We start from the raw sequence: 20,814 nt of genomic DNA, 5'->3' as shown, positions 1-20,814 counted from the left end.
CGGGCCGCCGCCGGTCCCGTCCCGCCGGGGCGGACCGCCTCCACCCGGTACACCGCCACCCGCACCGCCTCGTCGTCCAGGCACTGTCCCGACTCCAGGTCGAAGCGCTGCTTGAGCAGCGGGGAGGCGACGAAGGGGCGGCCCCGGTGGGTGCCGGTCAGACCGCGGGAGAGGACCGCCGCGCCGGTGAAGGGGTCGCGGTTGTCGAGGGCGTAGAGGCGGCCGGCGCGGTCGGCGAAGACGGCCGCCTGGCGGCCGTCGGGCAGCAGGGCCGCCACCCCGCGGCCCGGGAGCAGCGCGCTCAGGTCGCAGACCGTGAGCCAGCCGTCCGCCAGGCGGAGCCGGACCTTCGGACCGGTGGTCTCCGGGGCCAGGGTCATCGCGGGGCGCTTCCTTCCAGGATGTCGTCGGCGGGCCGCGGGCCGATGTCCAGCAGCGGCAGGTCGGGCTTCATCTGGTCGCGCTCGGGCACGAAGGCGACGACCGGGTCGGGGGTGTCGGGCGCGTTCACGAAGGACACGAAGCGGGCCAGCTTCTCCGGATCCTCGACGGTCTCGGCCCACTCGTCGCGGTAGTGGGAGACGTGGGCGGCCATCAGGGCCTCCAGCTCGTCGCAGATGCCGAGCGAGTCGTGGACGACCACGTCCCGTACGTGGTCCAGGCCGCCGGGGATCCGCTCCAGCCAGACGCTGGTGCGCTCCAGGCGGTCGGCGGTGCGGACGTAGAACATCAGGAACCGGTCGATCAGGCGGACCAGTGCGGCGTCGGAGAGGTCCTGGGCGAGCAGGTCCGCGTGGCGCGGGACGGCGCCGCCGTTGCCGCCGACGTAGAGGTTCCAGCCGCCCGCGGTGGCGATGACGCCGAAGTCCTTCGACCGGGCCTCGGCGCACTCGCGCTGGCAGCCGGAGACCGCCGACTTCAGCTTGTGCGGCGAGCGCAGGCCCCGGTAGCGCAGCTCCAGGTCGATCGCCATGCGCACGGAGTCCTGCACGCCGTAGCGGCACCAGGTCCGCCCCACGCAGGACTTCACCGTGCGCAGCGACTTGCCGTAGGCGTGGCCGGACTCGAAGCCGGCGTCGACCAGACGGGCCCAGATGCGGGGGAGCTGTTCGACGCGGGCACCGAACATGTCGATGCGCTGACCACCGGTGATCTTGGTGTAGAGGCCGAAGTCGCGGGCGATCTCGCCGATCACGATCAGCTTCTCCGGGGCGATCTCGCCGCCGGGGATGCGGGGCACCACCGAGTACGAGCCGTTCCTCTGCAGGTTGGCCAGGAAGTGGTCGTTGGTGTCCTGCAGCGCCGCCTGCTCGCCGTCGAGGACGTAGGTGCTCGCGCCGATCACGGGGGCGAGGGAGGCGAGGACCGAGCCGACCGCCGGCTTGCAGACCTCGCAGCCGTCACCGCCCCGCGCGGCCTCACGGCCGTGACGGTCCAGCAGGTCCCGGTACGAGGTGACGCGCAGGACGCGCACGATCTCGTACAGCTCCTCGCGGGTCTGCGGGAAGCAGCCGCACAGGCCCTTGCCGACCTCGACGCCGCTCGCCTCCAGCTCGGCGTCGAGCAACCGGCCCAGCACCTTGACGCAACTGCCGCAGCCGGTACCGGCCCCGGTGCACTTCTTCACCTCGGGCACGGTGGTGCACGCGTGGTCGGCGACCGCGGCCCGGACCGTGCCCTTGGTGACGTTGTGGCAGGAGCAGACCACCGCGTCGTCGGGCAGCGCGGACGGGCCGAGCCGGGCCGGGGCCCCGGCGCCGGCGGGCAGCACCAGTGCCTCCGGGGCGACGGGCGGCACCGAGCCGGTGAACGCGCGCAGCGTGCCGTACGCCTCCGCGTCACCGACCAGGACGCCGCCGAGCAGGGTGCCGTCCCGGCCGACCACCAGCTTCTTGTAGAGGCCGGAACGCGAGTCGGAGTACACGACGTCCAGGCAGTCCCCGGTGGTGCCGTGCGCGTCGCCGAAGGACGCCACGTCCACGCCGAGCAGCTTCAGCTTGGTCGACAGGTCCGCGCCGGTGAAGGCGGCCTCGTCCCCGGCGATCGCCGCGGCGGCCGTCTCCGCCTGCTCGTAACCGGGCGCGACCAGGCCGTACACCCGGCCGTCGGCGGCCAGCGCGCACTCGCCGATCGCGAACACGCGCGGGTCGTCGACCGTGCGGCACCGCTCGTCGACCGCGATGCCGCCGCGCTCGCCGACGGTCAGGCCGCAGTCGCGGGCGAGCTGGTCGCGGGGGCGGACACCGGCGGAGAACACCACCAGGCCGGTGGCGAGTTCGGAGCCGTCGGACAGCTTCATGCCGGTGACGGCGCCGTCCTCGCCGACCACGATCTCCCGCGTGCCGACGCCCGTGTGGACGGACAGGCCCATGCCCTCGACGGTGCGCCGCAGCGCGGCCCCGCCGCCCTCGTCGACCTGCACCGGCATCAGGCGCGGCGCGAACTCCACGATGTGCGTGTCGAGCCCGAGGCCCTTGAGCGCGCCGGCCGCCTCCAGGCCCAGCAGACCGCCGCCGACCACCGTGCCGGTCGTCGACCGCTTCGCGTGCTCCTCGATCGCGAACAGGTCCTCCAGCGTGCGGTAGACGAAGCAGCCCTCGGCGTCCCTGCCCGGCACCGGCGGCACGAACGGGGAGGAGCCGGTGGCCAGGACCAGCACGTCGTAGCCGACGACCAGCCCCGACCGCGCGGTCACCGTGCGCGCCGTCCGGTCGACGGACACCGCCGGGTCGCCGACGCGCAGTTCGATGCCGTGCTCCTCGAGGAACGCCGGGTCCGTCAGCGACAGGTCCTCGGGCGTCCGCCCCGAGAAGTACGAGGTGAGCTGCACCCGGTCGTAGGCCGGGCGCGACTCCTCGCCCAGCACCACCACGCGGTGCGTGGCGGTCAGGCCGCGCTCGGCGAGCGCCTGGAGGAAACGCTGGCCGACCATGCCGTGGCCGACGAGCACGAGGGTGGGGGATGCCCCGGGGGCGGCGGTCATCAGGAGCCTCCGTCGTTGGTGAGCAGGTGGAACAGCGGGCCGCCGTCGGCGGGGAGCGGCTCCGCCCCCTCCCAGGCGCGGGCGAGGGCGCCGACGGTGCCGAGGGCGCCGACGAGGACCCCGCCGACCAGGCGGTCGTCGCGCACGACGACCTTGCGGTAGGTGCCCCGGGTGGCGTCGGCGAGCCGGACGACGTCGTCGCCCGGCAGCGCCTCGGGCTCGCCGAACGCGGCCAGGTCGAAGGGGCTGTCCGGCCCGGTGAGGGTGAGCCGGGTCAGCGAGCGGGTGCCGGTGTAGCGGGCGCCCGTGTCCCCGGCGAGCAGCGCGGCGAGCGCGTCGGCCTGCTCCAGCGCCGGGGCGGCGAGCCCGTACACCGTGCCGGCGTGCTGGGCGCAGTCGCCGACGGCGTGGACGTACGGGTCGGAGGTGCGCAGCCCGTCGTCGACGACGACGCCCTCGCGGACCTCGAGCCCGGCGGCCCGCGCGAGCCCGGCCCTCGGGAGCACCCCGCAGGCCAGGACCACGAGGTCGGTGTCGAGGACGTACCCGTCGGCCAGCTCCACCGAGCGGACGGCGCCGGCGGCGCAGCGCACGTCCCGCACCCGGCAGGCGGTGTGCACCTCCACGCCGAGGGAGGCCAGGTACCGCTCGACGAGTGCGGAGGCGGCCGGGTCGAGCCGGCGCTCCACGAGCCGCTCGGACTGCTGGGCGAGGACGACCCGGGCGCCGCGCACGGCGAGGGCGCGGGCCGCGGAGACCCCGAGCAGCCCGCCGCCGATCACGACCGCCCGCACGCCCGGCCGCACCGCGCGGGCCAGGCCCAGGCAGTCGTCCAGGGTGCGGAAGGCGTGCACGCCCCCGGGCAGCCGGCGGTCCCCGGTGAACAGGCCGCGCAGCGGCGGCAGCACGGGGCGGGAGCCGGTGGCCAGGACGAGCCGGTCGTACGCGGTCACCGAACCGTCCGCGCAGACCACGGTCCGCCCGGCGCGGTCGATGCCGGTGACCCGGGCGCGGGTCAGCTCCGCGGGCGCCGGCAGGGCGATCACCTCGGGGCCGTACCGCCCGGCCAGCACCTCGGCGAGCAGCACCCGGTTGTAGGGGCGGTGCCGCTCCTCGCCGATCAGCGTCACGGGCGTGCCGAGTTCGCCGAGCCGCCGGGCCAGACGTGCGCCCGCGAGGCCGGAGCCGATCACCACCACGCGCTCGTTCGAGGTCATGCCCCGAGCGTGCGGTGCGGGTGTTACCCGGTGGCGTCCCCGCTGTTTCCCGCGCGGAACGCCGCCCTCAGCGGGGGCGGGGAGCGGATGTGAGGACGGGGAGCGGACGCGGGGGCGGGGAGCGGACGCGGGGGCGCGCGGCACCCGGTCCGCGGCGGGTGTGAGCAGGGTCAACCTCAGGAAACGCTCATTTCGATGGACGCCGCAACTATCTGCTCCCTAGGGTCGCGGCCATGCCCGACATCTCGCTGACCGTGGTCGTCCTGCTCTGCCTCGCGGCCCTCGCCGCCGGCTGGATCGACGCGGTGGTCGGCGGCGGCGGGCTGCTGCTCCTGCCGGCCCTGCTGCTGGGGCTCCCCGCCGGCACCCCGGCCGCGCACGCCCTGGGCACCAACAAGGCGGTCGCCATCGTCGGCACCACGGGCGCGGCGGTCACCTACGCCCGCAGGGCACCGGTCGACGTGAGGACGGCCGTGCGCATCGGACTGGCCGCCCTCGCCGGGTCCTCGGGCGGGGCCTTCTTCGCGGCCGGGATGAGCACCGAGGTCCTCAAACCGGTGATCATGGTGGTGCTGCTCGCCGTGGCCGCCTTCGTCATCCTGCGCCCCGCCTTCGGCACGGCCCCCGCCACCGGCCCGGCGACCCGCCGCCAGGTCCTCGCGGCGATCGGCCTGGCCGGCCTCGGGATCGGCTTCTACGACGGCCTCGTCGGCCCCGGCACCGGCACGTTCCTGGTCCTGGCCCTCACCGCCCTGCTCCACCTCGACCTCGTCACCGCCTCCGCCACCGCCAAGATCGTCAACTGCTGCACCAACGCCGGCGCCCTCGCGACGTTCGCCTGGCAGGGCGCGGTGCTGTGGCAGCTGGCGGCGCTGATGGCCGTGTTCAACCTGGCGGGCGGCACGCTCGGCGCCCGCACGGCCCTGAAGAAGGGCAGCGGCTTCGTGCGCGTCGTGCTGCTGACGGTCGTCTTCGCGCTGGTGGCGAACCTGGCGTACGAGCAGTGGCTGGCCTGAGGCGGCCCGCGGCCCGGACGCGGCCGGACGGCGCCCGTGGGACGGGACGAACGGCTCGACGAGCGGGCCGGGTCGTCCGCACCGGTCACCCGGTCCTTGGGGGCGTGGGGAGCGTGGGACTCAGAAGACGTCGATCCAGCGCCCGGGGTCGGGGGCGTCCGGCGGGCGGGCGGGGGCGTGCCCGCCCGCGTCGGGACGGAAGTGGAGCCCGTAGACGAACCCCGTCGTCCCGGACAGGACGGTGAGGGAGAGCCTGCCGGCCCGCTCGATGCGGGTGTGCGCGCCGAACGCCATCGCGAAGACCCGGGACAGGCCGCACTGCCAGGAACGGACCGCGTCCACGTGCTCGTCCGAGCCGGCACCGAAGAACCGGGCCAGTCGTTCGCAGTGACGGCTCGCCGCACCGATGGCGTCGGCGGCCTCCCTGGTCACCGCCAGCTCGTGCACCGGGGGCCGGTTGTCCTCGCGCGGGCGTGACGTCGCGGTGATCCCGGGATCCGCGTACCGGGCGGGCATCACGCGGTGCAGTCCCAGAGCGGCGTGCACGCCGGCACCGAAGGCCTCGGCGCGGGCGATGCAGGTCTCCGCGATGGCCAGCCACTGGGCTTCGGGAAGGGCGAACCGGGCGCGGTCCGGCGGCGGGACGTGACGGGCGTCCCCGCCGCTCGTCGACGGCCGGGGGCGGCCGTCGAGCACGGCGTAGAGGGCGCGTGCCGTGGCCGGGACGAGTCCCCCGGCCGTGCTCTCCGCGTCGATCGCGGCGGTGATCGCGGCCATCTCGTCGTCGGTCAGGACCCGGTGGACACATCCCGTCGTGTCGGTGCCGGACATGTGCAGCAGCCTCCTTCGCCGCGATGGCGGGGCCGGGCGCACGGGGCGCGGCCCGGCTCCACCCGGGGGGAGCCGGGCCGTGAAGGCCTCCCGGGTGGTGGTCTCAGCCGACGGCCCGGTAGGCGAGGACGCCGCCGAAGAAGACGATTCCGACGCCGGCGAGCAGGTCGACGCCCTGGAGCATCCTGGAGGTGAACCACCGTCGGAACAGCATCACTGCGACGCTCAGGGTGGTGAACCACAGCAACGTCCCGCAGCCGACGCCGACGAGCATGCCCAGCGACGCCGCGGACGTCCCCGTGACGTCGGCCGCCGTGGCCGCGGCGAAGGCCGCGGCCCAGTAGCCGATCGTCGCCGGGTTGGCCGCCGTCGCGGTGAGCGCGGTGCGGAAGGCCGCCATCGGCGGCACCGCCTCGCCCTCGGTCCCGACGGCCTCCCTGGCCCCGAAGGCGGAGCGCAGGGAACGGAAGCCCAGGTACACCATGACCACGGCGCCGGCGAGCCCCAGGGCCGTCCGCAGCACCCGGACGTCCAGCAACTTGCCGACGCCCGCGAGGCCCAGGCCCGCGTAGAGCACGTCGACGGCGGCCGCGCCGAGTCCGATGGCCAGGCCGCACAGGAATCCGTTGCGCAGGACGCTGCGGACGCACAGCAGTCCGATCGGGCCGAGGGGAAGGGCCACGAGGAAACCGAGGACGAGGCCGGCGCTCCATGCGGGGAGCACGGTCACCGCGTGCCCCCCGCGTGCGCGACGGCCCGCCCGATTTCCGGTGAGAGACTCCTCGGCAATTCCCCCGCCTCCTCGCGGCACACCCCGTCGATCAGCTCACTCGACCAGCTCGGATATGCCGAAGCGTACCTCATCGGATTCCGCGGGACTGAGGTCTTCGGGGGCGTAGAACATCTCGTAGACATTCGTGGAGAGCAGCTGACCCGCCCGGGTCAGGGAATACACGTCGTCACCCTTCTTTTCCAGCCATCCCTTGTCGAGGAGCTGCTCGAGTTCGCTCCCGAAGACGTCCTCCATGGTGACGCCGAAGCGGTTCAGGAAGTCATGGCGGTAGATCTCGCACATCTTCAGGCCGCGAATCATGACCCGCCGCATCTCCTGGTCCTTGGTGAGGTACGTGGCGAAATCGAGGGGGATCTTCCCTTCGCCGACCATCTCGTAGTACTGCTTGAGCGGCTTGACGTTCACGAAGAGGCGGTCGTGGATCACGCTCTTCGACGACACGCCGAACCCGATCATCGGCCAGGTGCGCCAGTAGTACTCCAGGAAGCGCGAGTAGTCCGGGCAGCGGTCGGGGTGGTAGTACCCCGTCGAGCTGCGCCGTTCGAAGCCGGCCGCCTCCAGCGCGTCGATGGCGTACTCGTACATGCGCGCCTCGTCCTCGGGCGTCGGGAGCGCCATCTTCCCGGACCTGATCAGTGAGTGGAAGGCCGTCTTCGGCCAGATCTCCAGGCCGTAGGCCGTGATGCACGCGGGCTCCAGCTCGATCGCCCGGTCCACGCTGTGCTTCCAGTCGTCCAGGGACTGGTCCGGCAGCGGGAAGATGAGGTCGATGTTGGTGTGCGTGAAGCCGCCGTCGACGATGGTCCGGTACGCGCGCTCCGCGGTGGCCAGGTCGTGCGAGCGGTTGCAGATCCGCAGCAGCCGGTCGTCGAAGGCCTGGACGCCGAGGTTGAGCCGGTTGAACCCGGCCTCGCGCATCCGCGCCACCTTCGCGGCGTCGACCGTCGAGGGGTCGAATTCGAGGGCGATCTCCACGCCCTCGTTGAATTCGAAGCATTCGCGGCACACATCGAGCAGCCGGGCCGTCTGGTCGCCGGTCAGGATTCCCGGCGTACCGCCGCCGAAGTAGACGGCGTCCACCCGGAACCCCGGGAACGTGCGGTTCGCGGCGAACGCCCGGATCTCCTTCTCCAGCGCATCGACGTACTGTGCGAAGTGCTGCTCGTTCTTGTTGATGTAGACGGTGTAGTCGCAGAACCCGCACTTGGTGATGCAGAACGGGACGTGCAGGTACAGCACCGCGTTCTCGAAGCGGAAGTACTCGTCGTAGTCGTGCTTGCGGTACTTGAAGGGGTACGTGTGGATGTTGCGGCGGACGATCTTCTCGGCCATCTGGCTGTTGCTCCTTGTCGTGCGCGCTCGGCGTGGTCGCGGGGCGTGACCGGGTGAGTCGGAAACGATCAGCAGAGCACCTGGAAGGGCCCGTAGTCCGCGGTGAGGTCGAGCGCCGGCCGGCCGTTGGGGACGACGGGACGGCCGCACGAGACGAACAGGTCGTCGTACCGGGTCCGGGACCGTCCGCGGTATGCGGCCTCGGACCGGGCCAGCATCTTGATGACCTCCTCGGCCAGCATCAGCTGGTACTGGCACGACTCGTCGTTGAGGTCGTTCACGTCCCCGGAGGCCACGTGGTTCTCCTGGCGGCAGCCCCCGCCGCACAGGTAGCGCGCCCAGCACGTGCCGCACACCGGGTGCTCGTCCACGGTGCGCCGCCACTCGGGATGTTCCCGGGTGATGCCCTCGGCACCGGTGCCCACGTCGAAGCTCTCGTCGCCGACCAGGCGGTGGCACGGGCTGATGCTGCCGTCCGGGGAGTGCGTGTAGTACGTGCGGCCACCGGAGCAGAAGGCGAGGGCGGTCGCTCCTTCGGTGACCATCTGCACCGTCCGCTCGTACTCCAGCACCCCCTTGAAGCGGTTGCCCGGGGCGAAGAGCTCCGGATAGTGGGCGAGGAAGTCCTTGAACTGCTCGACGATGCCGGGCTGGAGGAAGTGGTTGATGTACTGGATGCCCCGCGGCTCGGACAGCTTGCGGTCCCCCAGCGTGAGCGCGATGGGGACCTTCGTGCCCGTCTCCACCGGGTAGACGCCCGGGTAGATCTGGAAGTGGTCGAAGAGGTTCAGCTCCCACAGGTCGAGCACGCTGTCCCTGAGGCACGGCTCGGCCGTGGCGATCGTCATCCGCGCGACCAGGGTGATGTCGTCGCCGCACGCCTCCCGCAACCGCCGGAGGTTGCGGATGATCCGGTCGTAGGACCCCTTGCCGTTCTTCGACGGCCGGTTGGCGTCCTGCACCTCACGACCGCCGTCGATCGAGACCGAGACGATGAAGCGGTGGGCCCGGAAGAGGTCCTCGATCCCCTGGGGCATCAGCGTGAGGTTGGTGGAGATGCGGTGCACGAACTCCGTGCCGTCCCGGCCGGCGATCTCCTGCGCGCGTTCGCAGATCCTCTGGATCACGCCGAAGTTGGCCAGCGGTTCGCCGCCGAAGAACTCGAAGCGGACGCGCTGCCCCGGGGCCGCGTTGCGCTCGATGAAGTCGAAGATCCAGGCGATGGAGTGCTCGCCCATCGCCTCGGTGATCCGGCCGTAGTCCCCGCCCTCGGCGAAGCAGTAGGTGCAGGCGAGGTTGCAGACGTTCGTCAGGTTGACGTTGACCGCGAAGTCGGCCCCGTCGGACAGCGCGCTCCCGGCCAGCCGGGAACGGTTGACCTCGTCCTCGAGGCCGGCGGCGGCCCGCAGGCGGTCCCATGCCCGCCGCTCCTCGGGCAGCAGGTGGTCCACGCCGGACTCGAGCCGCCGGGCGGTGCCGGCCGGGGCCAGCAGCAGCCGGTGGTTCCCGGTGATGAGGACGGCGGCGGTGTCGTCGCTGAACGGCAGCACGCGGTAGTCGGTCCCGTGTTTCATGACAGCCCTCTCCTCCCGTCGTGGCGGGGCTCGTTCACCGCCGCGTGCCGGGCTGGAACAGGGGCAGCGGAGAGACGTCCTCGTTGAGTGTCCCGGCGGCCGCCTCCACGGTGGGGAAGTGAGCGCGGTCGAACACCTGGTGGAGGCTGGAGGTGCACTGCCGCGGGACGGCCACCTGCACACCGGCCTCGTCGGGCGTGCTCTTGGCCGCGATGTAGCGGAAGCTCTCCCGCGGCGCGAGGTCGATGACCTCCCAGCCCCGGTCCGCGGCCGCGTCGCCGTAGCGGCGGGAGTACGCTCTGGCCGGCGCCTCGGAGGTGTTGCGCACCTGGACGTGGAGCGCGCGCACGTCACCGTGCCAGTCGAAGCCCGCGACGTCGAGGTCCTCGCCGGCCGGAAGGTCCTGGACCCGTTCGCGGCGCCGGGCGTCCGGCACGAGCGTGATGCCGGCGTGGCTGCCGCAGGCGACGCAGTCGCCCCGCCCGTCCACGCCGACGAGGTCGGCGTTGAGGCCGTAGCGGGTGACCTGGAGCTGTCCGCACCGACTGCACCAGGTGTTGGTCGACTCGGTGTCGTACACGTTCCCGAGGTAGACGTGCTTCAGCCCCATGTCGAGGGCGATCTTCCGGGCCTTCTCCAGGCGGTCGACGGGGGTGCGGATGGTGTTCGTCATCTTGTAGTCGGGGTGGAAGCGCACGAAGTGCGTCGGCACGGAGGGGTCCAGTCGCTCACCGACGAAGGTGGCCATGTCGCGGGCCGTCTTCTCGTCGTCGCTGAGGTCGGTGACCATCAGCGTGGAGACCTCGACGTGCTTGCCGGCCCGGTGGACCTGTTCCGTTCCCGCGAGAACGGGCTCCAGCCACCCCTTGGTGATCTTGCGGTAGTACTTCGGGTCGAGGGACTTGATCGACACCGAGAAGATGTCGATGACGGGAATGAGCTGTTCGATCGCCTCGCCGCTGATGAAGAAGGCGGACTTGTAGAGGTTGACGATGCCCGCCGCCTTGGCGAGGGCGGCGGTCTCCACGACGAACTCGTGCCACACGACCGGGTCGTTGTAGGTCCAGGAGATCACCTTGATGCCGTGCCGGACGGCGATGTCGACGACTTCCTCGGGCGTGTAGTGGTAGACGTCCTTGTCCTCCACGTAACGCGCCTGCGAGGTCTTCCAGTTGTGGCAGTAGTCGCAGTTGAGCATGCAGCCCACGTTGCCCATGGACAGGATCCGGGCCCCGGGCGCGTAGTGGAACACGGCCTCGGTCTCGATGGTTTCCTCGGTGGCGTGCACCGAGCGCCCGTAGTTCAGGGTGACCAGGCGCCCGTCGCGGTTCGCGCGCACCATGCAGAACCCGTGCTGTCCGGGGCGTATCCGGCAGTTCCGCGGGCTGAGGTGACATCGGACGACACCGTCGTCCAGACGTTCCTCCAGCCGGGCGGGGTGGGGCTCGCTGTTCCATTTCGCCTTCGTCACATGCTGTCCTTCCGGGAAGGTGGTGGGCGGGAAGCGTGTGGACGGGGACCGGCCGGGCCCCTTCAGGTGCGGGAGCCCGGCCGGGGCAGAGCGGCGACGTGGTCGTGGTCCAGCGCGGTGGGACCGACCGCGGAAGCGCCGTTGGGGGTGCCGAGATCCGTCGTGGCGGTGAAGAACTCGGCGTTGACGCGTTCGTACTCCTGCCATTCCTCCGGGAGGTCGGTGTCCCGGTAGATCGCCTCGACCGGGCAGACCGGTTCACAGGCCGAGCAGTCGATGCATTCGTCGGGCTGGATGTAAAGGGTGCGTTCGCCCTCGTAGATGCAGTCGACCGGACATACGTCCAGGCAGGCTTTGTCCTTGACGTCCACGCATGGTTCAGCAATGACGAAGGTCATAATTCCCCCATGCCGATCGGCCTGTTCGCATGCGGTGCACATGCGCCACGCAAGAGGGTTCGATGAATAATCCCGAGCCATTCGAAGGGGTGTTATGATCGATCTGGCCCGTGGCCCCGCAAAGCTTAGTAGGGCGTTCTGGCCGACGTCCAGAAGCCGTTCGCGCAGACAATCGGCCAACTCGTTGGGAGTAAGGTGCGCCTTACTTTTCCTATTCATGGTGCTGACCTGTGTCTCCCCGCGGTGAGACGGTCCGGTGAGATCGAAAAGGCTGCCGCAGTATGGCCGAAAGAGCCTTCGGCCCGGCCCGGACATTCCACCGCGGCATTGAATTGATCTAGTGCCGCGGTCCGTGGAGATCACCGTGCCGGTCGGGGAAATTACCGTGCCCACAGGAATTCGATCTGTCCGGTGAGGGGGCCGGCCTTCTTAGGCGGGCCCCGCGGCGCTTCGCCGTCGGGCGTGCGCGCGAACTGCGCCGCGCGCTGCCGGGCGTCACCGAGAAGGTGCTCGCCGCGCACCTGCGGGAGCTGGAGGCCGACGGCATCGTGCACCGCGAGGAGTACGACGAGGTGCCGCCCCGCGTCGAGTACTCGCTGACCCCGCGGGGGACGTCCCTCAACGCGGCGCTGGAGCCGCTCGGGGCGTGGGGGCGGGAGAACGTGCTCGGGGCGCCTGCCGCGGGGACGGGGGACGGTTCAGCGGCGGCCCGTCAGATGCGCGTAGACGACGACGTTCCCCTGGTACCCGGTGGCGCGTGAGTAGCCGCCGCCGCAGGTGATGACCCGCAGCTCGGGGCGGTCCGCCGCGCCGTACACCTTCGCGTCGGGGAAGTGCTTCGCGTCGTACGCCTCGACGGCGTCCACCGTGAACACGGCGACGCCGCCGTCGCGCCGGTCCACCTCGACGGTGCTGCCCTTGCGCAGCGCGCCGAGGGAGTAGAAGACGGCGGGGCCCTCGGCGTTGTCGACGTGGCCCGCGATGATCGCGGTGCCGGTCTCGCCGGGGGTGACGCCGGCCTCGTACCAGCCGGCGAGGTTCTTCCGGTCGGCGGGCGGGACGTCGAGGCCGCCGTTCCCCGTCAGGCCGAGGCCGGTCAGGGGCGCGTCCACGTCGATCGCGGGGATGCGGACGCGGTCGGGCGGGGAGGGCGGCAGCGCGGGCGCCGCGGCCCGGCCGCCGCTGCGGTCGTCGGCGCCGGTGTGCGCCTGGGCGGCGGACGGCTGCGGCGGGGCGTTCCTCCCGACCCCGTCGCGCAGCAGCCACAGGCCCGAGCACAGGGCGCACACGGTGACGGCGGCTATGACCGTGTTGCCCGGACTGCCGGTCCGGCGGAACCTGCGGCGCATGGCGGACTGACCTCTTCTCGAATCGGCCCGTGCCCCCTCCGGGCCGCGAGGGGCGTCGGGCCCGGAGGGGGAGGGGACCTGCGGTACCGGGGGGCGGGCAGCGGAGGGTGCCCGTCAGATCCCGTCGCCTCTCGCCCGGCGATGCAGGAGCCAGGTACCGCCCGCGGCGGCGACGGCGAGAGCCGCCACACCGGCCGCGGTCTGCACGGGATCGGGGCCCAGGGCGCCGCCGATCCCCGTCTTCACACTTCCCCGGGGGTACACCTGCGGGGATCCGGAGGTCAGCGCGACCACCAGGTCACCGGTCACCCGGCGGCCGCTCTCGGCACACGTCGCGACGATCTCGTACGTCCCCGGCTGCGCGCTCGACGGCACCCGGAACTGTCCGATCGCGTCCCGCTCGTGCGCGCTCGGGGCCAGGGCGAACCGGCCGGCGCCCACCGCGGTGGCGTCACCGTCCGCCGGTCCCGTGTCGCCGCACGCCGAGGTGTTCACCGTGACGTGCGTGCCCGGGACGGTCGAGGACGGGTACACCTCCAGCGGGGCGGCGGCCTCCCCGGCGTACACGGGCGCGGCGAGCGTTCCCGCGGCCACGGCGAGCGCGGTGCCGGTCAGCAGCCGGGCGGTATGTCGCATCGATGCTCCCTCGGGCTCACGGAGGGAGCACGGCCCGCGGCACCTTCCTGCACCGCAGTCGGACGTGTCCCTGCCCCTTCGAGGTAAGTGCCACCGGGCCCGGAGCGCTTCTCGAGGAAGCGTCGGGGCGGCGGCTGAACGGGTGTCGGACGGAGCCCGGGCATGTCTCGGGCGCCTGGCGTTCCCGCAGGTCACCGGCGTCTTCCCGGCGGGCTGCGGGAAGACGCCCGAAGGGTGCGGGACACGGCTGTGAACGGGTGACCGCGGCGGATCCGACGGGCCGGCGGCGGGTCCGGGCCGTCCCGCCGGCCGGCGGGACGCGTCCGGCCGTCATCCCCGCCACCGCCCGCCCTCGACCGGCCTCCCCCGCGCCCGCAGCCGGGCGGCGACGGCGGGCGCGGCGACGTACACCCACGCCCGGACCGCCGTGCCGTCGGCGGTCCGGACCACCTCCCTGGCCACCCGCTCGTACAGGCTGCGCGGGTCGCCCGGCACGTACCCCTCCAGCCGGTCCAGCTCGGCGAGCAGCCCCGCGTACGCCTCCGGCAGCGCGGTCACCAGCTCGCCGCTCACCACGCCGTCCGGCTCCTCGACGGCGTACGGGTAACCGGGCCCCTCGTACAGCACCGCGCCCCGGAGCCGGCCGGGTTCCTCGCTCAGCGTGCGGCCGCGCAGGAAGCGGCCGTGGTTGCGCCCGCCGGGGCGGAGCGTGCCGTAGACGAAGAAGGGGAGCGTCACTCGTTCACCCGCGGACGGTCGGCGGAGCCCCGCCGCGCGGACGCGCCGCGGAGGCCTTGCGGAAACGATTCTCGCCCCCGTCCGCGGCACCGGGGGACCCGGGGCGGACTACGGGCGCACCGCCTCCACCCGCACCGCGCACGCCTTGAACCCCGGCATCCGCGACGTCGGGTCCAGGGCGGGGTTGGTGAGGGTGTTCGCCCGGCCCTCGCCCGCCCAGTGGAAGGGCATGAAGACCGTGTCGGCGCGGATCGCGGTCGTGATCCGGGCCGGCGCCACCGCCCGGCCGCGCCGGGACACCACGGCCACCGGGTCGCCCTCGGCCGCGCCGAGCCGCTCGGCGAGCCGGGGGTGCAGCTCCACGAACGGGCCGGGCGCGGCGGCGTTCAGCTCGTCCACGCGCCGGGTCTGGGCGCCGGACTGGTACTGCGCCACGACCCGGCCCGTGGTCAGCAGCACGGGGTACTCGTCGTCGGGTTCCTCGGCGATCGCGCGGTGCGTCACGGGCGCGAACCGGGCCCGGCCGTCCTCGGTGGCGAACCGGTCGAGGAAGAGGCGGGGCGTCCCGGGGTGGACGCCGGAGCCGGGCGCGGCGCCCCCGGGGCGTCCGGAACTGCCGGAGTCCCCGGAGTCCCCGGAGTCCCCGGATCCGCCGGTGGCGGCCGGCGGGTGGTCCGCCGGGGACGGGCACGGCCAGAACACGCCGTCCTCCTCCGCCAGCCTGCGGTAGGTGATCCCCGAGTAGTCCGCGGGCCCGCCCGCGCTCGCCCGGCGCAGCTCCTCGAAGACCTCCTCGGGATCGGTCGGGAAGCCCTTCTCCAGACCCCGCTCGCCGCCCAGCCGCGCGGCCAGCCCGTGCAGCACCTCCAGATCGCTGCGGACGCCCCCGGGAGGGGCGAGGGCCCGGCGGCGCAGCAGCACCCGGCCCTCGAGGTTCGTCGTGGTGCCCGTCTCCTCGGCCCACTGCGTCACCGGCAGGACGACGTCGGCGAGCGCGGCCGTCTCCGAGAGCACGACGTCGCACACCGCCAGGAAGTCCAGCGCCCGGACGCGTTCCTCGACGTGCGCCGCGCGGGGCGCCGACACCACCGGGTTGGAGCCCATCAGCAGCAGCGCGCGGATGTCCGTGCCCAGCGCGTCCAGCAGCTCGTAGGCGCTGCGTCCCGGACCGGGCAGGGTGTCGGGGTCCACGCCCCACACCCCGGCCACGTGCGCGCGCGCCGCCGGATCGGTCAGCCTGCGGTAGCCGGGCAACTGGTCCGCCTTCTGGCCGTGTTCGCGCCCGCCCTGCCCGTTGCCCTGCCCGGTCAGGCAGCCGTACCCGGACAGCGGCCGGCCCGCCCGCCCCGTCGCCAGGCACAGGTTGATCCACGCGCCCACCGTGTCGGTGCCCTGGGACTGCTGCTCGGGGCCGCGGGCGGTGAGCACCATCGCCGCCTCCGGCGCGCAGAACAGCCGTACGGCCTCCCGGAGCCGGGGGACGGGCACCCCCGTGATCCGCTCCACGTACTCCGGCCAGTGCGCCATCGCCGCGGCCCGGGCCTCCTCCCAGCCGGTGGTGCGCTCCCGGATGTACGCCTCGTCGGTGCGGCCCTCGGCGACGACCAGGTGCAGCAGGCCGAGGGCCAGCGCGAGGTCGGTGCCGGGCCGGGGCGCCAGGTGCAGGTCGGCCTGCTCGGCGGTCCTCGTGCGGCGTGGGTCGACGACGACCAGCGTGCCGCCGTTCTCCCTCAGCTCGGTGAAGTACCGCAGGGACGGCGGCATGGTCTCCGCCGGGTTCGACCCGACCAGGATCACGCAGCCGGTCCTGGGCACGTCCTCCAGCGGGAAGGGCAGCCCGCGGTCCAGGCCGAAGGCCCTGGTGCCCGCGGCGGCCGCCGACGACATGCAGAAACGGCCGTTGTAGTCGATCTGGGAGGTGCCCAGCACCACCCGCGCGAACTTGCCGAGGCCGTACGCCTTCTCGTTGGTCAGCCCGCCCCCGCCGAACACCCCGACCGCGTCCGCCCCGTGCGCCGCGCGGACCCGGCCGAGCCCCCGCGCGACCCGGTCCAGCGCCTCCTCCCAGGAGGCCGGGACCAGCGCGCCGTCCCCGGAACGCACCAGCGGCGAGGTCAGCCGCACCCGGGAGGAGAGCACGGCGGGCGCCGTGCGCCCCTTCCCGCACAGGGCGCCCCGGTTCACCGGGAAGTCCGCGCGCTCGCGCACCTCGACGGTGCCGTCCGGCGCGGGCGCCAGGTTCATCCCGCACTGCAGGGCGCAGTAGGGGCAGTGCGTGGGCGTCACGGTGTTCCGCATGCGGCCCAGCCTGCGCCGCCGGTGTTACGCGCCGCGCCGGCCCCGGTTACGCGGCCGGTACGGCGCCCTCCCCGCCGGCCGCGGGGCGCGGTGAGGGCCGGACGGCCTCACACCCCCGGCGGCCCGCACCGTGAGCCGTCGGTAAACGCCCGTCACCGGCGCGCAACGGCCGGGCAACGCGCCGCGCCCACCATCGGTGCATGACGGCGACACACCTCGGCAGCACGGCGGGCCTCCCGCACCGGACCGGCACCGGGCCCGCGGGGCGGCCCGGCCCCGTCCCGCCGGACGCGCGCCACCAGAGCCCGCCCGCCCTCGTCGTCGTGGCCCACGGCAGCCGCGACCCGCGCGCCCCGCGCACCGTACGGGCGCTCCTCGACCGCGTCCGCGCGCTCCGCCCGGGCCTGCCGGTGCACCTCGGCCACATCGAGCTGAACGCGCCCCTGCTGCCCGAGACGCTCGACGCGCTCGACGCGCGGGACGCCGGGGCCGCGGTCCTGGTCCCGCTGCTGTTCAACCGCGGTCACCACGTCCAGCGGGACATCCCCGCGATGGCCGCCGGAACCCGGCTGCACACCCGCACGGCCGCCCCGCTCGGTCCGCACCCGCTGCTCGTGGACGCCCTGCACGCCCGCCTGACCGAGGCCGGCTGGCCCACCCGCACGGACGACGGGACCCGTCGCGTGAGCGGGGTCGTGCTCGCCGCCGCCGGGTCCCGCGACCCCGGGGCGAGGGCCGGCACCGGTCACACCGCGCGCCTGCTCGCCGCGCGCCTCGGCGTCCCCGTCCTCCCCGCCTACGCCTCCGCCGCCGCCCCCACCGTGCCCGACGCCCTGCGCGCCCTCGCCGCCCGCGGCCGCCACCGGGTGGCCGTCGCCTCCTGCTTCGCCGCCCCCGGCCGCTTCGCCACCCGGTGCGCCGAGGCCGCGCCGTGGATCGCCTCCGCCCCCCTGGGCACCCACCCGGCGCTGGCCCGCCTCCTCCTGCACCGCTACGACCAGGCGCTGGGGACGGCTCCCGCGCCGGGCACCGCACCGGCCCCCGCCCCGGCGTGACCGGCCCCCGCCCCGGCGGGGAACGGACGCCGACGTCCCGTGGGCCGGCGGCTGCGTCTACTGTCGGCACATGGAAGGCATCACATCCGACACCCCCCCGACCCCGCCGCCCGGGCACCACGTCCTGCCCGCCGGATACGCCCCCTCGGCCGTCGAGCGGTGGGCCGCCGAGCCCGACAAGCGCCCCGGCCGCACCGCCTTCCAGCGCGATCGCGCGCGCGTCCTGCACTCCGCGGCCCTGCGCCGCCTGGCCGGCAAGACGCAGGTCGTCACCCCCGGGCAGGCCAGCCCGGTCTGGGACACCAGCCCCCGCACCCGCCTCACCCACTCCCTCGAGTGCGCCCAGGTCGGCCGCGAGCTCGGCGCCGCCCTCGGCTGCGACCCCGACCTCGTGGAGGCCGCCTGCCTCTCCCACGACCTGGGCCACCCGCCCTTCGGGCACAACGGCGAGCAGGCGCTGAACGAGTTCGCCGAGGACTGCGGCGGCTTCGAGGGCAACGCCCAGTCGCTGCGCCTGCTCACCCGCATCGAACCCAAGCGGTTCGTGGCCGACCCGGCCACCGGCGAACCCGCCAGCGTCGGCCTCAACCTCACCCGCGCCGTCCTCGACGCCGCCACCAAGTACCCCTGGCCCCGGGGCGCCCACCCCACCGACCCGGCCTCCTCGAAGTTCGGCGTCTACGAGGACGACCGGCCCGTCTTCGACTGGGTCCGCAAGGACGCCCCCGGCACCCGCGCCTGCTTCGAGGCCCAGGTCATGGACTGGGCCGACGACGTGGCCTACTCGGTGCACGACGTGGAGGACGGCCTGCACGCCGGCCACATCGACCCCAACTGCCTGCAGGCCGACCCCGAGCGGGAGGCCGTCTTCGCCGTCGCCGCCGGCCGGTACGCCGACGCCGGCACCGACCCCGCCGAACTCGCCGAGGCCCTCGACCGGCTCCTGGCCCAGGAGTGGTGGCCGCACGGCTACGACGGCACCGCCGTCGCCCAGGCCCGCCTGAAGGACGCCACCAGCCAGCTCATCGGCCGCTTCTGCCTCGCCGCCGAGGGCGCCACCCGGCAGGTGTGGGGCGGCGGGCGGCTCACCCGGTACGGGGCCGAGCTGGTCGTGCCGCGCAGCGTCCGCATGGAGTGCGCCGTCCTCAAGGCGGTCGCCGACCGGTACGTCATGCAGCGCGCCGAGCAGGAGCGGCTCCGCGCCGACCAGCAGATCGTCGTCCTCGAACTGGCCGAGGCGCTCACCGCCCGCGCCCCCGACGGGCTGGACCCGCAGTTCCGCACCCTGTTCGACCGGGCCGGCGACGACCGCGCCCGCAAACGGGTGATCGTCGACCAGATCGCGTCCCTCACCGACGTCTCGGCCCGCTCGCTTCACGCCCGCCTCACGGGGCAGGGATGAAGGAGGGAAAAAGGGAGGGGAAAGGGGAGGGAAGGGAAGAATGGGGAGGGGGACGGACGGCGAGGGACCGGTGAGACAGGGACGGACGAGACGAGGGGGACGCGAGCACGCCTGAAGGTGACCGTGCGTGGCCTGATCGGGCCACCACCCCTTCCCGCATCACGCTGCGTGCGGGACGCTCGCAGACGGCGGCACCCACAGTGTTCTCCGGGGGAGACCCCGGACCCGCGGCAGGAGGCATCACGTGGTCGACGCGGACCAGACATTCGTCATCGTCGGAGGCGGCCTGGCCGGCGCGAAGGCGGCCGAGACGCTGCGCACGGAGGGCTTCACCGGCCGCGTGATACTGATCTGCGACGAACGCGACCACCCCTACGAGCGGCCTCCCCTGTCCAAGGGCTACCTCCTCGGCAAGGACGCCCGCGAGGGCGCCCTCGTGCACGAGCCCGCCTGGTACGCGCGCCACGACGTCGAACTGCACCTCGGCCAGACCGTCGACGCCGTCGACCGCGCCGCGAGGACCGTCCGCTTCGGCGACGACGGCACCACCGTCCGCTACGACAAGCTGCTGCTGGCCACCGGCGCCGAGCCCCGCCGCCTCGACGTCCCGGGCACGGACCTGGCCGGCGTCCACCACCTGCGCCGCCTCGCCCACGCCGACCGCCTCAAGGGCGTCCTGGCCTCCCTCGGCCGCGACAACGGCCACCTGGTGATCGCCGGAGCCGGCTGGATCGGCCTGGAGGTCGCGGCGGCGGCCCGCGAGTACGGCGCGGAGGTCACCGTCGTCCACCGGGGCCCGGCCCCGCTGCACTCGGTCCTCGGCCCCGAGCTGGGCCAGCTCTTCGCCGACCTGCACGCCCGGCACGGCGTCCGCTTCCACTTCGGCGCCTCGCTCACCGAGATCACCGGGCAGGACGGCGTGGTCCTCGCGGCCCGCACCGACGACGGCGAGGAGCACCCCGCGCACGCGGTCCTCGTCGCCGTCGGCGCCGTCCCGCGCACCTCCCTCGCCGAGGCGGCGGGCCTGGAGCTCGCCGACCCCGCGGACGGCGGCGGCGTCCTCGTCGACGAACGGCTGCGCACCTGTGATCCCGACATCCACGCGGCCGGCGACGTCGCCTCCTTCCCGCACCCGCTCTTCGGCACCCGGCTGCGGGTGGAGCACTGGGCCAACGCCCTCAACGGGGGACCGGCGGCGGCCCGCGCGATGCTCGGCCGCCAGGAGCCGTACGACCGGGTGCCGTACTTCTTCACCGACCAGTACGACCTGGGCATGGAGTACTCCGGCTGGGCGCCCCCGGGCTCCTACGACCAGGTGGTGATCCGGGGCGACGCGGGCAAGCGCGAGTTCATCGCGTTCTGGGTGAAGGAGGACCGGGTACTGGCCGGCATGAACGTCAACGTGTGGGACGTCACGGACCCGATCCAGCGGCTGATCCGCTCCCGGGCCGCGGTGGACACGGAGGCGCTGGCGGACCCGCACGTCCCGCTCGAGAGCCTCGCCCCCTGAACGACGGAGCGCCACCGGCGGTGTTTCCCGGGGGGCGACCCCCGGACCCCCGGCCGGGGTACGGCTCCCCTCCCCGGAGGTGTCCGCGCGCCCCCGGCGGTGTTTCCCGGGGGGTGACCCCCGGACCCCCGGCCGGGGTACGGCTCCCCTCCCCGGAGGTGTCCGCGCGCCCCCGGCGGTGTTTCCCGGGGGGTGACCCCCGGACCCCCGG

17 protein-coding genes and 1 pseudogene are annotated in these 20,814 nt (G+C 73.8%); 5 read left to right on the top strand and 13 right to left on the bottom strand.

Translation table 11 applies throughout. The features are described from left to right. Positions 1–35: 35 nt before the first annotated feature. The 3 genes and pseudogenes from nirD to ACZ56B_RS18585 form a co-directional block, all read right to left on the bottom strand. Positions 36–380, bottom strand: a pseudogene (gene nirD, locus ACZ56B_RS18595) (nitrite reductase small subunit NirD); the annotation flags it as partial. Beyond that, the gene (gene nirB, locus ACZ56B_RS18590) at positions 377–2,983 is read right to left on the bottom strand and encodes a nitrite reductase large subunit NirB (protein WP_468791162.1); all 2,607 of its coding nucleotides are present in this window, start codon (positions 2,981–2,983) and stop codon (positions 377–379) included. The gene nirB and the pseudogene nirD, both read right to left, overlap by 4 nt. Continuing rightward, positions 2,983–4,200, bottom strand: coding sequence for an NAD(P)/FAD-dependent oxidoreductase (locus ACZ56B_RS18585; RefSeq protein WP_468791160.1), 1,218 nt, complete (start codon positions 4,198–4,200; stop codon positions 2,983–2,985). The genes nirB and ACZ56B_RS18585 overlap by 1 nt, the downstream gene beginning before the upstream one ends. 233 nt (positions 4,201–4,433) lie before the next feature. On the opposite strand from ACZ56B_RS18585, the gene ACZ56B_RS18580 reads away from it, so the two are divergent. Beyond that, positions 4,434–5,216: a sulfite exporter TauE/SafE family protein gene (locus tag ACZ56B_RS18580; protein WP_468791158.1), complete on the top strand. Its 783-nt coding sequence runs from the start codon at positions 4,434–4,436 to the stop codon at positions 5,214–5,216. A 120-nt stretch (positions 5,217–5,336) separates the two neighbouring features. On the opposite strand, the gene ACZ56B_RS18575 is transcribed toward ACZ56B_RS18580, so the two are convergent. From ACZ56B_RS18575 to fdxA, 6 genes are all read right to left on the bottom strand, one after another. Beyond that, entirely contained in the window at positions 5,337–6,047 is a 711-nt protein-coding gene (locus tag ACZ56B_RS18575; protein ID WP_468791156.1) for a hypothetical protein, read from the bottom strand. A gap of 103 nt (positions 6,048–6,150) precedes the next feature. Continuing rightward, positions 6,151–6,777 (bottom strand): LysE family transporter, encoded by a 627-nt coding sequence (locus ACZ56B_RS18570; protein WP_468791154.1) that lies wholly within the window; start codon positions 6,775–6,777, stop codon positions 6,151–6,153. 96 nt (positions 6,778–6,873) lie between these two features. Beyond that, positions 6,874–8,172: a coproporphyrinogen-III oxidase family protein gene (locus tag ACZ56B_RS18565; RefSeq protein ID WP_468791152.1), complete on the bottom strand. Its 1,299-nt coding sequence runs from the start codon at positions 8,170–8,172 to the stop codon at positions 6,874–6,876. A gap of 68 nt (positions 8,173–8,240) precedes the next feature. Then, positions 8,241–9,746, bottom strand: coding sequence for a radical SAM protein (locus ACZ56B_RS18560; RefSeq protein ID WP_468791150.1), 1,506 nt, complete (start codon positions 9,744–9,746; stop codon positions 8,241–8,243). A 34-nt stretch (positions 9,747–9,780) separates the two neighbouring features. Next, positions 9,781–11,217, bottom strand: coding sequence for an AmmeMemoRadiSam system radical SAM enzyme (amrS, locus tag ACZ56B_RS18555; protein ID WP_468791148.1), 1,437 nt, complete (start codon positions 11,215–11,217; stop codon positions 9,781–9,783). Positions 11,218–11,279: 62 nt separating this feature from the next. Continuing rightward, positions 11,280–11,615 carry a ferredoxin gene (gene fdxA / locus ACZ56B_RS18550; RefSeq protein ID WP_468791146.1) on the bottom strand — a complete coding sequence of 112 codons (336 nt, stop codon included), beginning with the start codon at positions 11,613–11,615 and terminating at the stop codon, positions 11,280–11,282. 404 nt (positions 11,616–12,019) lie between these two features. On the opposite strand from fdxA, the gene ACZ56B_RS18545 reads away from it, so the two are divergent. Next, complete coding sequence (locus tag ACZ56B_RS18545) at positions 12,020–12,376, top strand: winged helix-turn-helix transcriptional regulator (protein ID WP_468791284.1); 357 nt, start codon at positions 12,020–12,022, stop codon at positions 12,374–12,376. Here ACZ56B_RS18545 and ACZ56B_RS18540 read toward each other — a convergent pair. The 4 genes from ACZ56B_RS18540 to ACZ56B_RS18525 all read right to left on the bottom strand — a co-directional run bounded on the left by ACZ56B_RS18540 (position 12,314) and on the right by ACZ56B_RS18525 (position 16,636). Continuing rightward, a complete protein-coding gene (locus tag ACZ56B_RS18540) occupies positions 12,314–12,964 on the bottom strand; it encodes a class F sortase (RefSeq protein WP_468791144.1) in 651 nt (216 codons plus the stop codon). The genes ACZ56B_RS18545 and ACZ56B_RS18540 overlap by 63 nt on opposite strands. A 114-nt stretch (positions 12,965–13,078) precedes the next feature. Next, positions 13,079–13,600, bottom strand: coding sequence for a hypothetical protein (locus tag ACZ56B_RS18535; protein WP_468791142.1), 522 nt, complete (start codon positions 13,598–13,600; stop codon positions 13,079–13,081). Positions 13,601–13,930: 330 nt separating this feature from the next. Further along, complete coding sequence (locus ACZ56B_RS18530) at positions 13,931–14,338, bottom strand: gamma-glutamylcyclotransferase family protein (protein ID WP_468791140.1); 408 nt, start codon at positions 14,336–14,338, stop codon at positions 13,931–13,933. A 108-nt stretch (positions 14,339–14,446) separates the two neighbouring features. Next, positions 14,447–16,636, bottom strand: a complete 2,190-nt coding sequence (locus ACZ56B_RS18525; RefSeq protein ID WP_468791138.1) for a molybdopterin oxidoreductase family protein — start codon at positions 16,634–16,636, stop codon at positions 14,447–14,449. Positions 16,637–16,836: 200 nt separating this feature from the next. Between ACZ56B_RS18525 and ACZ56B_RS18520 the strand changes: the two genes are divergently transcribed. The 3 genes from ACZ56B_RS18520 to ACZ56B_RS18510 all read left to right on the top strand — a co-directional run bounded on the left by ACZ56B_RS18520 (position 16,837) and on the right by ACZ56B_RS18510 (position 20,603). Next, on the top strand, positions 16,837–17,691 hold the full coding sequence (locus ACZ56B_RS18520; protein WP_468791136.1) for a sirohydrochlorin chelatase: 855 nt from the start codon (positions 16,837–16,839) through the stop codon (positions 17,689–17,691). A gap of 70 nt (positions 17,692–17,761) precedes the next feature. Further along, the gene (locus tag ACZ56B_RS18515; protein ID WP_468791134.1) at positions 17,762–19,093 is read left to right on the top strand and encodes a deoxyguanosinetriphosphate triphosphohydrolase; all 1,332 of its coding nucleotides are present in this window, start codon (positions 17,762–17,764) and stop codon (positions 19,091–19,093) included. A 244-nt stretch (positions 19,094–19,337) separates the two neighbouring features. Next, a complete protein-coding gene (locus tag ACZ56B_RS18510; protein WP_468791132.1) occupies positions 19,338–20,603 on the top strand; it encodes an NAD(P)/FAD-dependent oxidoreductase in 1,266 nt (421 codons plus the stop codon). The last annotated feature ends 211 nt before the right edge of the window (positions 20,604–20,814 follow it).

The sequence above is a fragment of the Streptomyces sp. NPDC034670 genome (assembly GCF_055574875.1).
The sequence above is the reverse complement of the archived record's forward strand: the minus strand, read 5'-3'. Positions and strand labels throughout refer to the sequence as shown.

Coding starts and splice junctions, on each gene's coding strand:
- fdxA (WP_468791146.1), bottom strand. CDS start 11,615: ATGACCTTCGTCATTGCTGAACCATGCGTGGACGTCAAGGACAAAGCC.
- ACZ56B_RS18580 (WP_468791158.1), top strand. CDS start 4,434: ATGCCCGACATCTCGCTGACCGTGGTCGTCCTGCTCTGCCTCGCGGCC.
- ACZ56B_RS18515 (WP_468791134.1), top strand. CDS start 17,762: ATGGAAGGCATCACATCCGACACCCCCCCGACCCCGCCGCCCGGGCAC.
- nirB (WP_468791162.1), bottom strand. CDS start 2,983: ATGACCGCCGCCCCCGGGGCATCCCCCACCCTCGTGCTCGTCGGCCAC.
- ACZ56B_RS18575 (WP_468791156.1), bottom strand. CDS start 6,047: ATGTCCGGCACCGACACGACGGGATGTGTCCACCGGGTCCTGACCGAC.
- ACZ56B_RS18560 (WP_468791150.1), bottom strand. CDS start 9,746: ATGAAACACGGGACCGACTACCGCGTGCTGCCGTTCAGCGACGACACC.
- ACZ56B_RS18565 (WP_468791152.1), bottom strand. CDS start 8,172: ATGGCCGAGAAGATCGTCCGCCGCAACATCCACACGTACCCCTTCAAG.
- ACZ56B_RS18535 (WP_468791142.1), bottom strand. CDS start 13,600: ATGCGACATACCGCCCGGCTGCTGACCGGCACCGCGCTCGCCGTGGCC.
- ACZ56B_RS18525 (WP_468791138.1), bottom strand. CDS start 16,636: ATGCGGAACACCGTGACGCCCACGCACTGCCCCTACTGCGCCCTGCAG.
- ACZ56B_RS18520 (WP_468791136.1), top strand. CDS start 16,837: ATGACGGCGACACACCTCGGCAGCACGGCGGGCCTCCCGCACCGGACC.
- ACZ56B_RS18540 (WP_468791144.1), bottom strand. CDS start 12,964: ATGCGCCGCAGGTTCCGCCGGACCGGCAGTCCGGGCAACACGGTCATA.
- ACZ56B_RS18585 (WP_468791160.1), bottom strand. CDS start 4,200: ATGACCTCGAACGAGCGCGTGGTGGTGATCGGCTCCGGCCTCGCGGGC.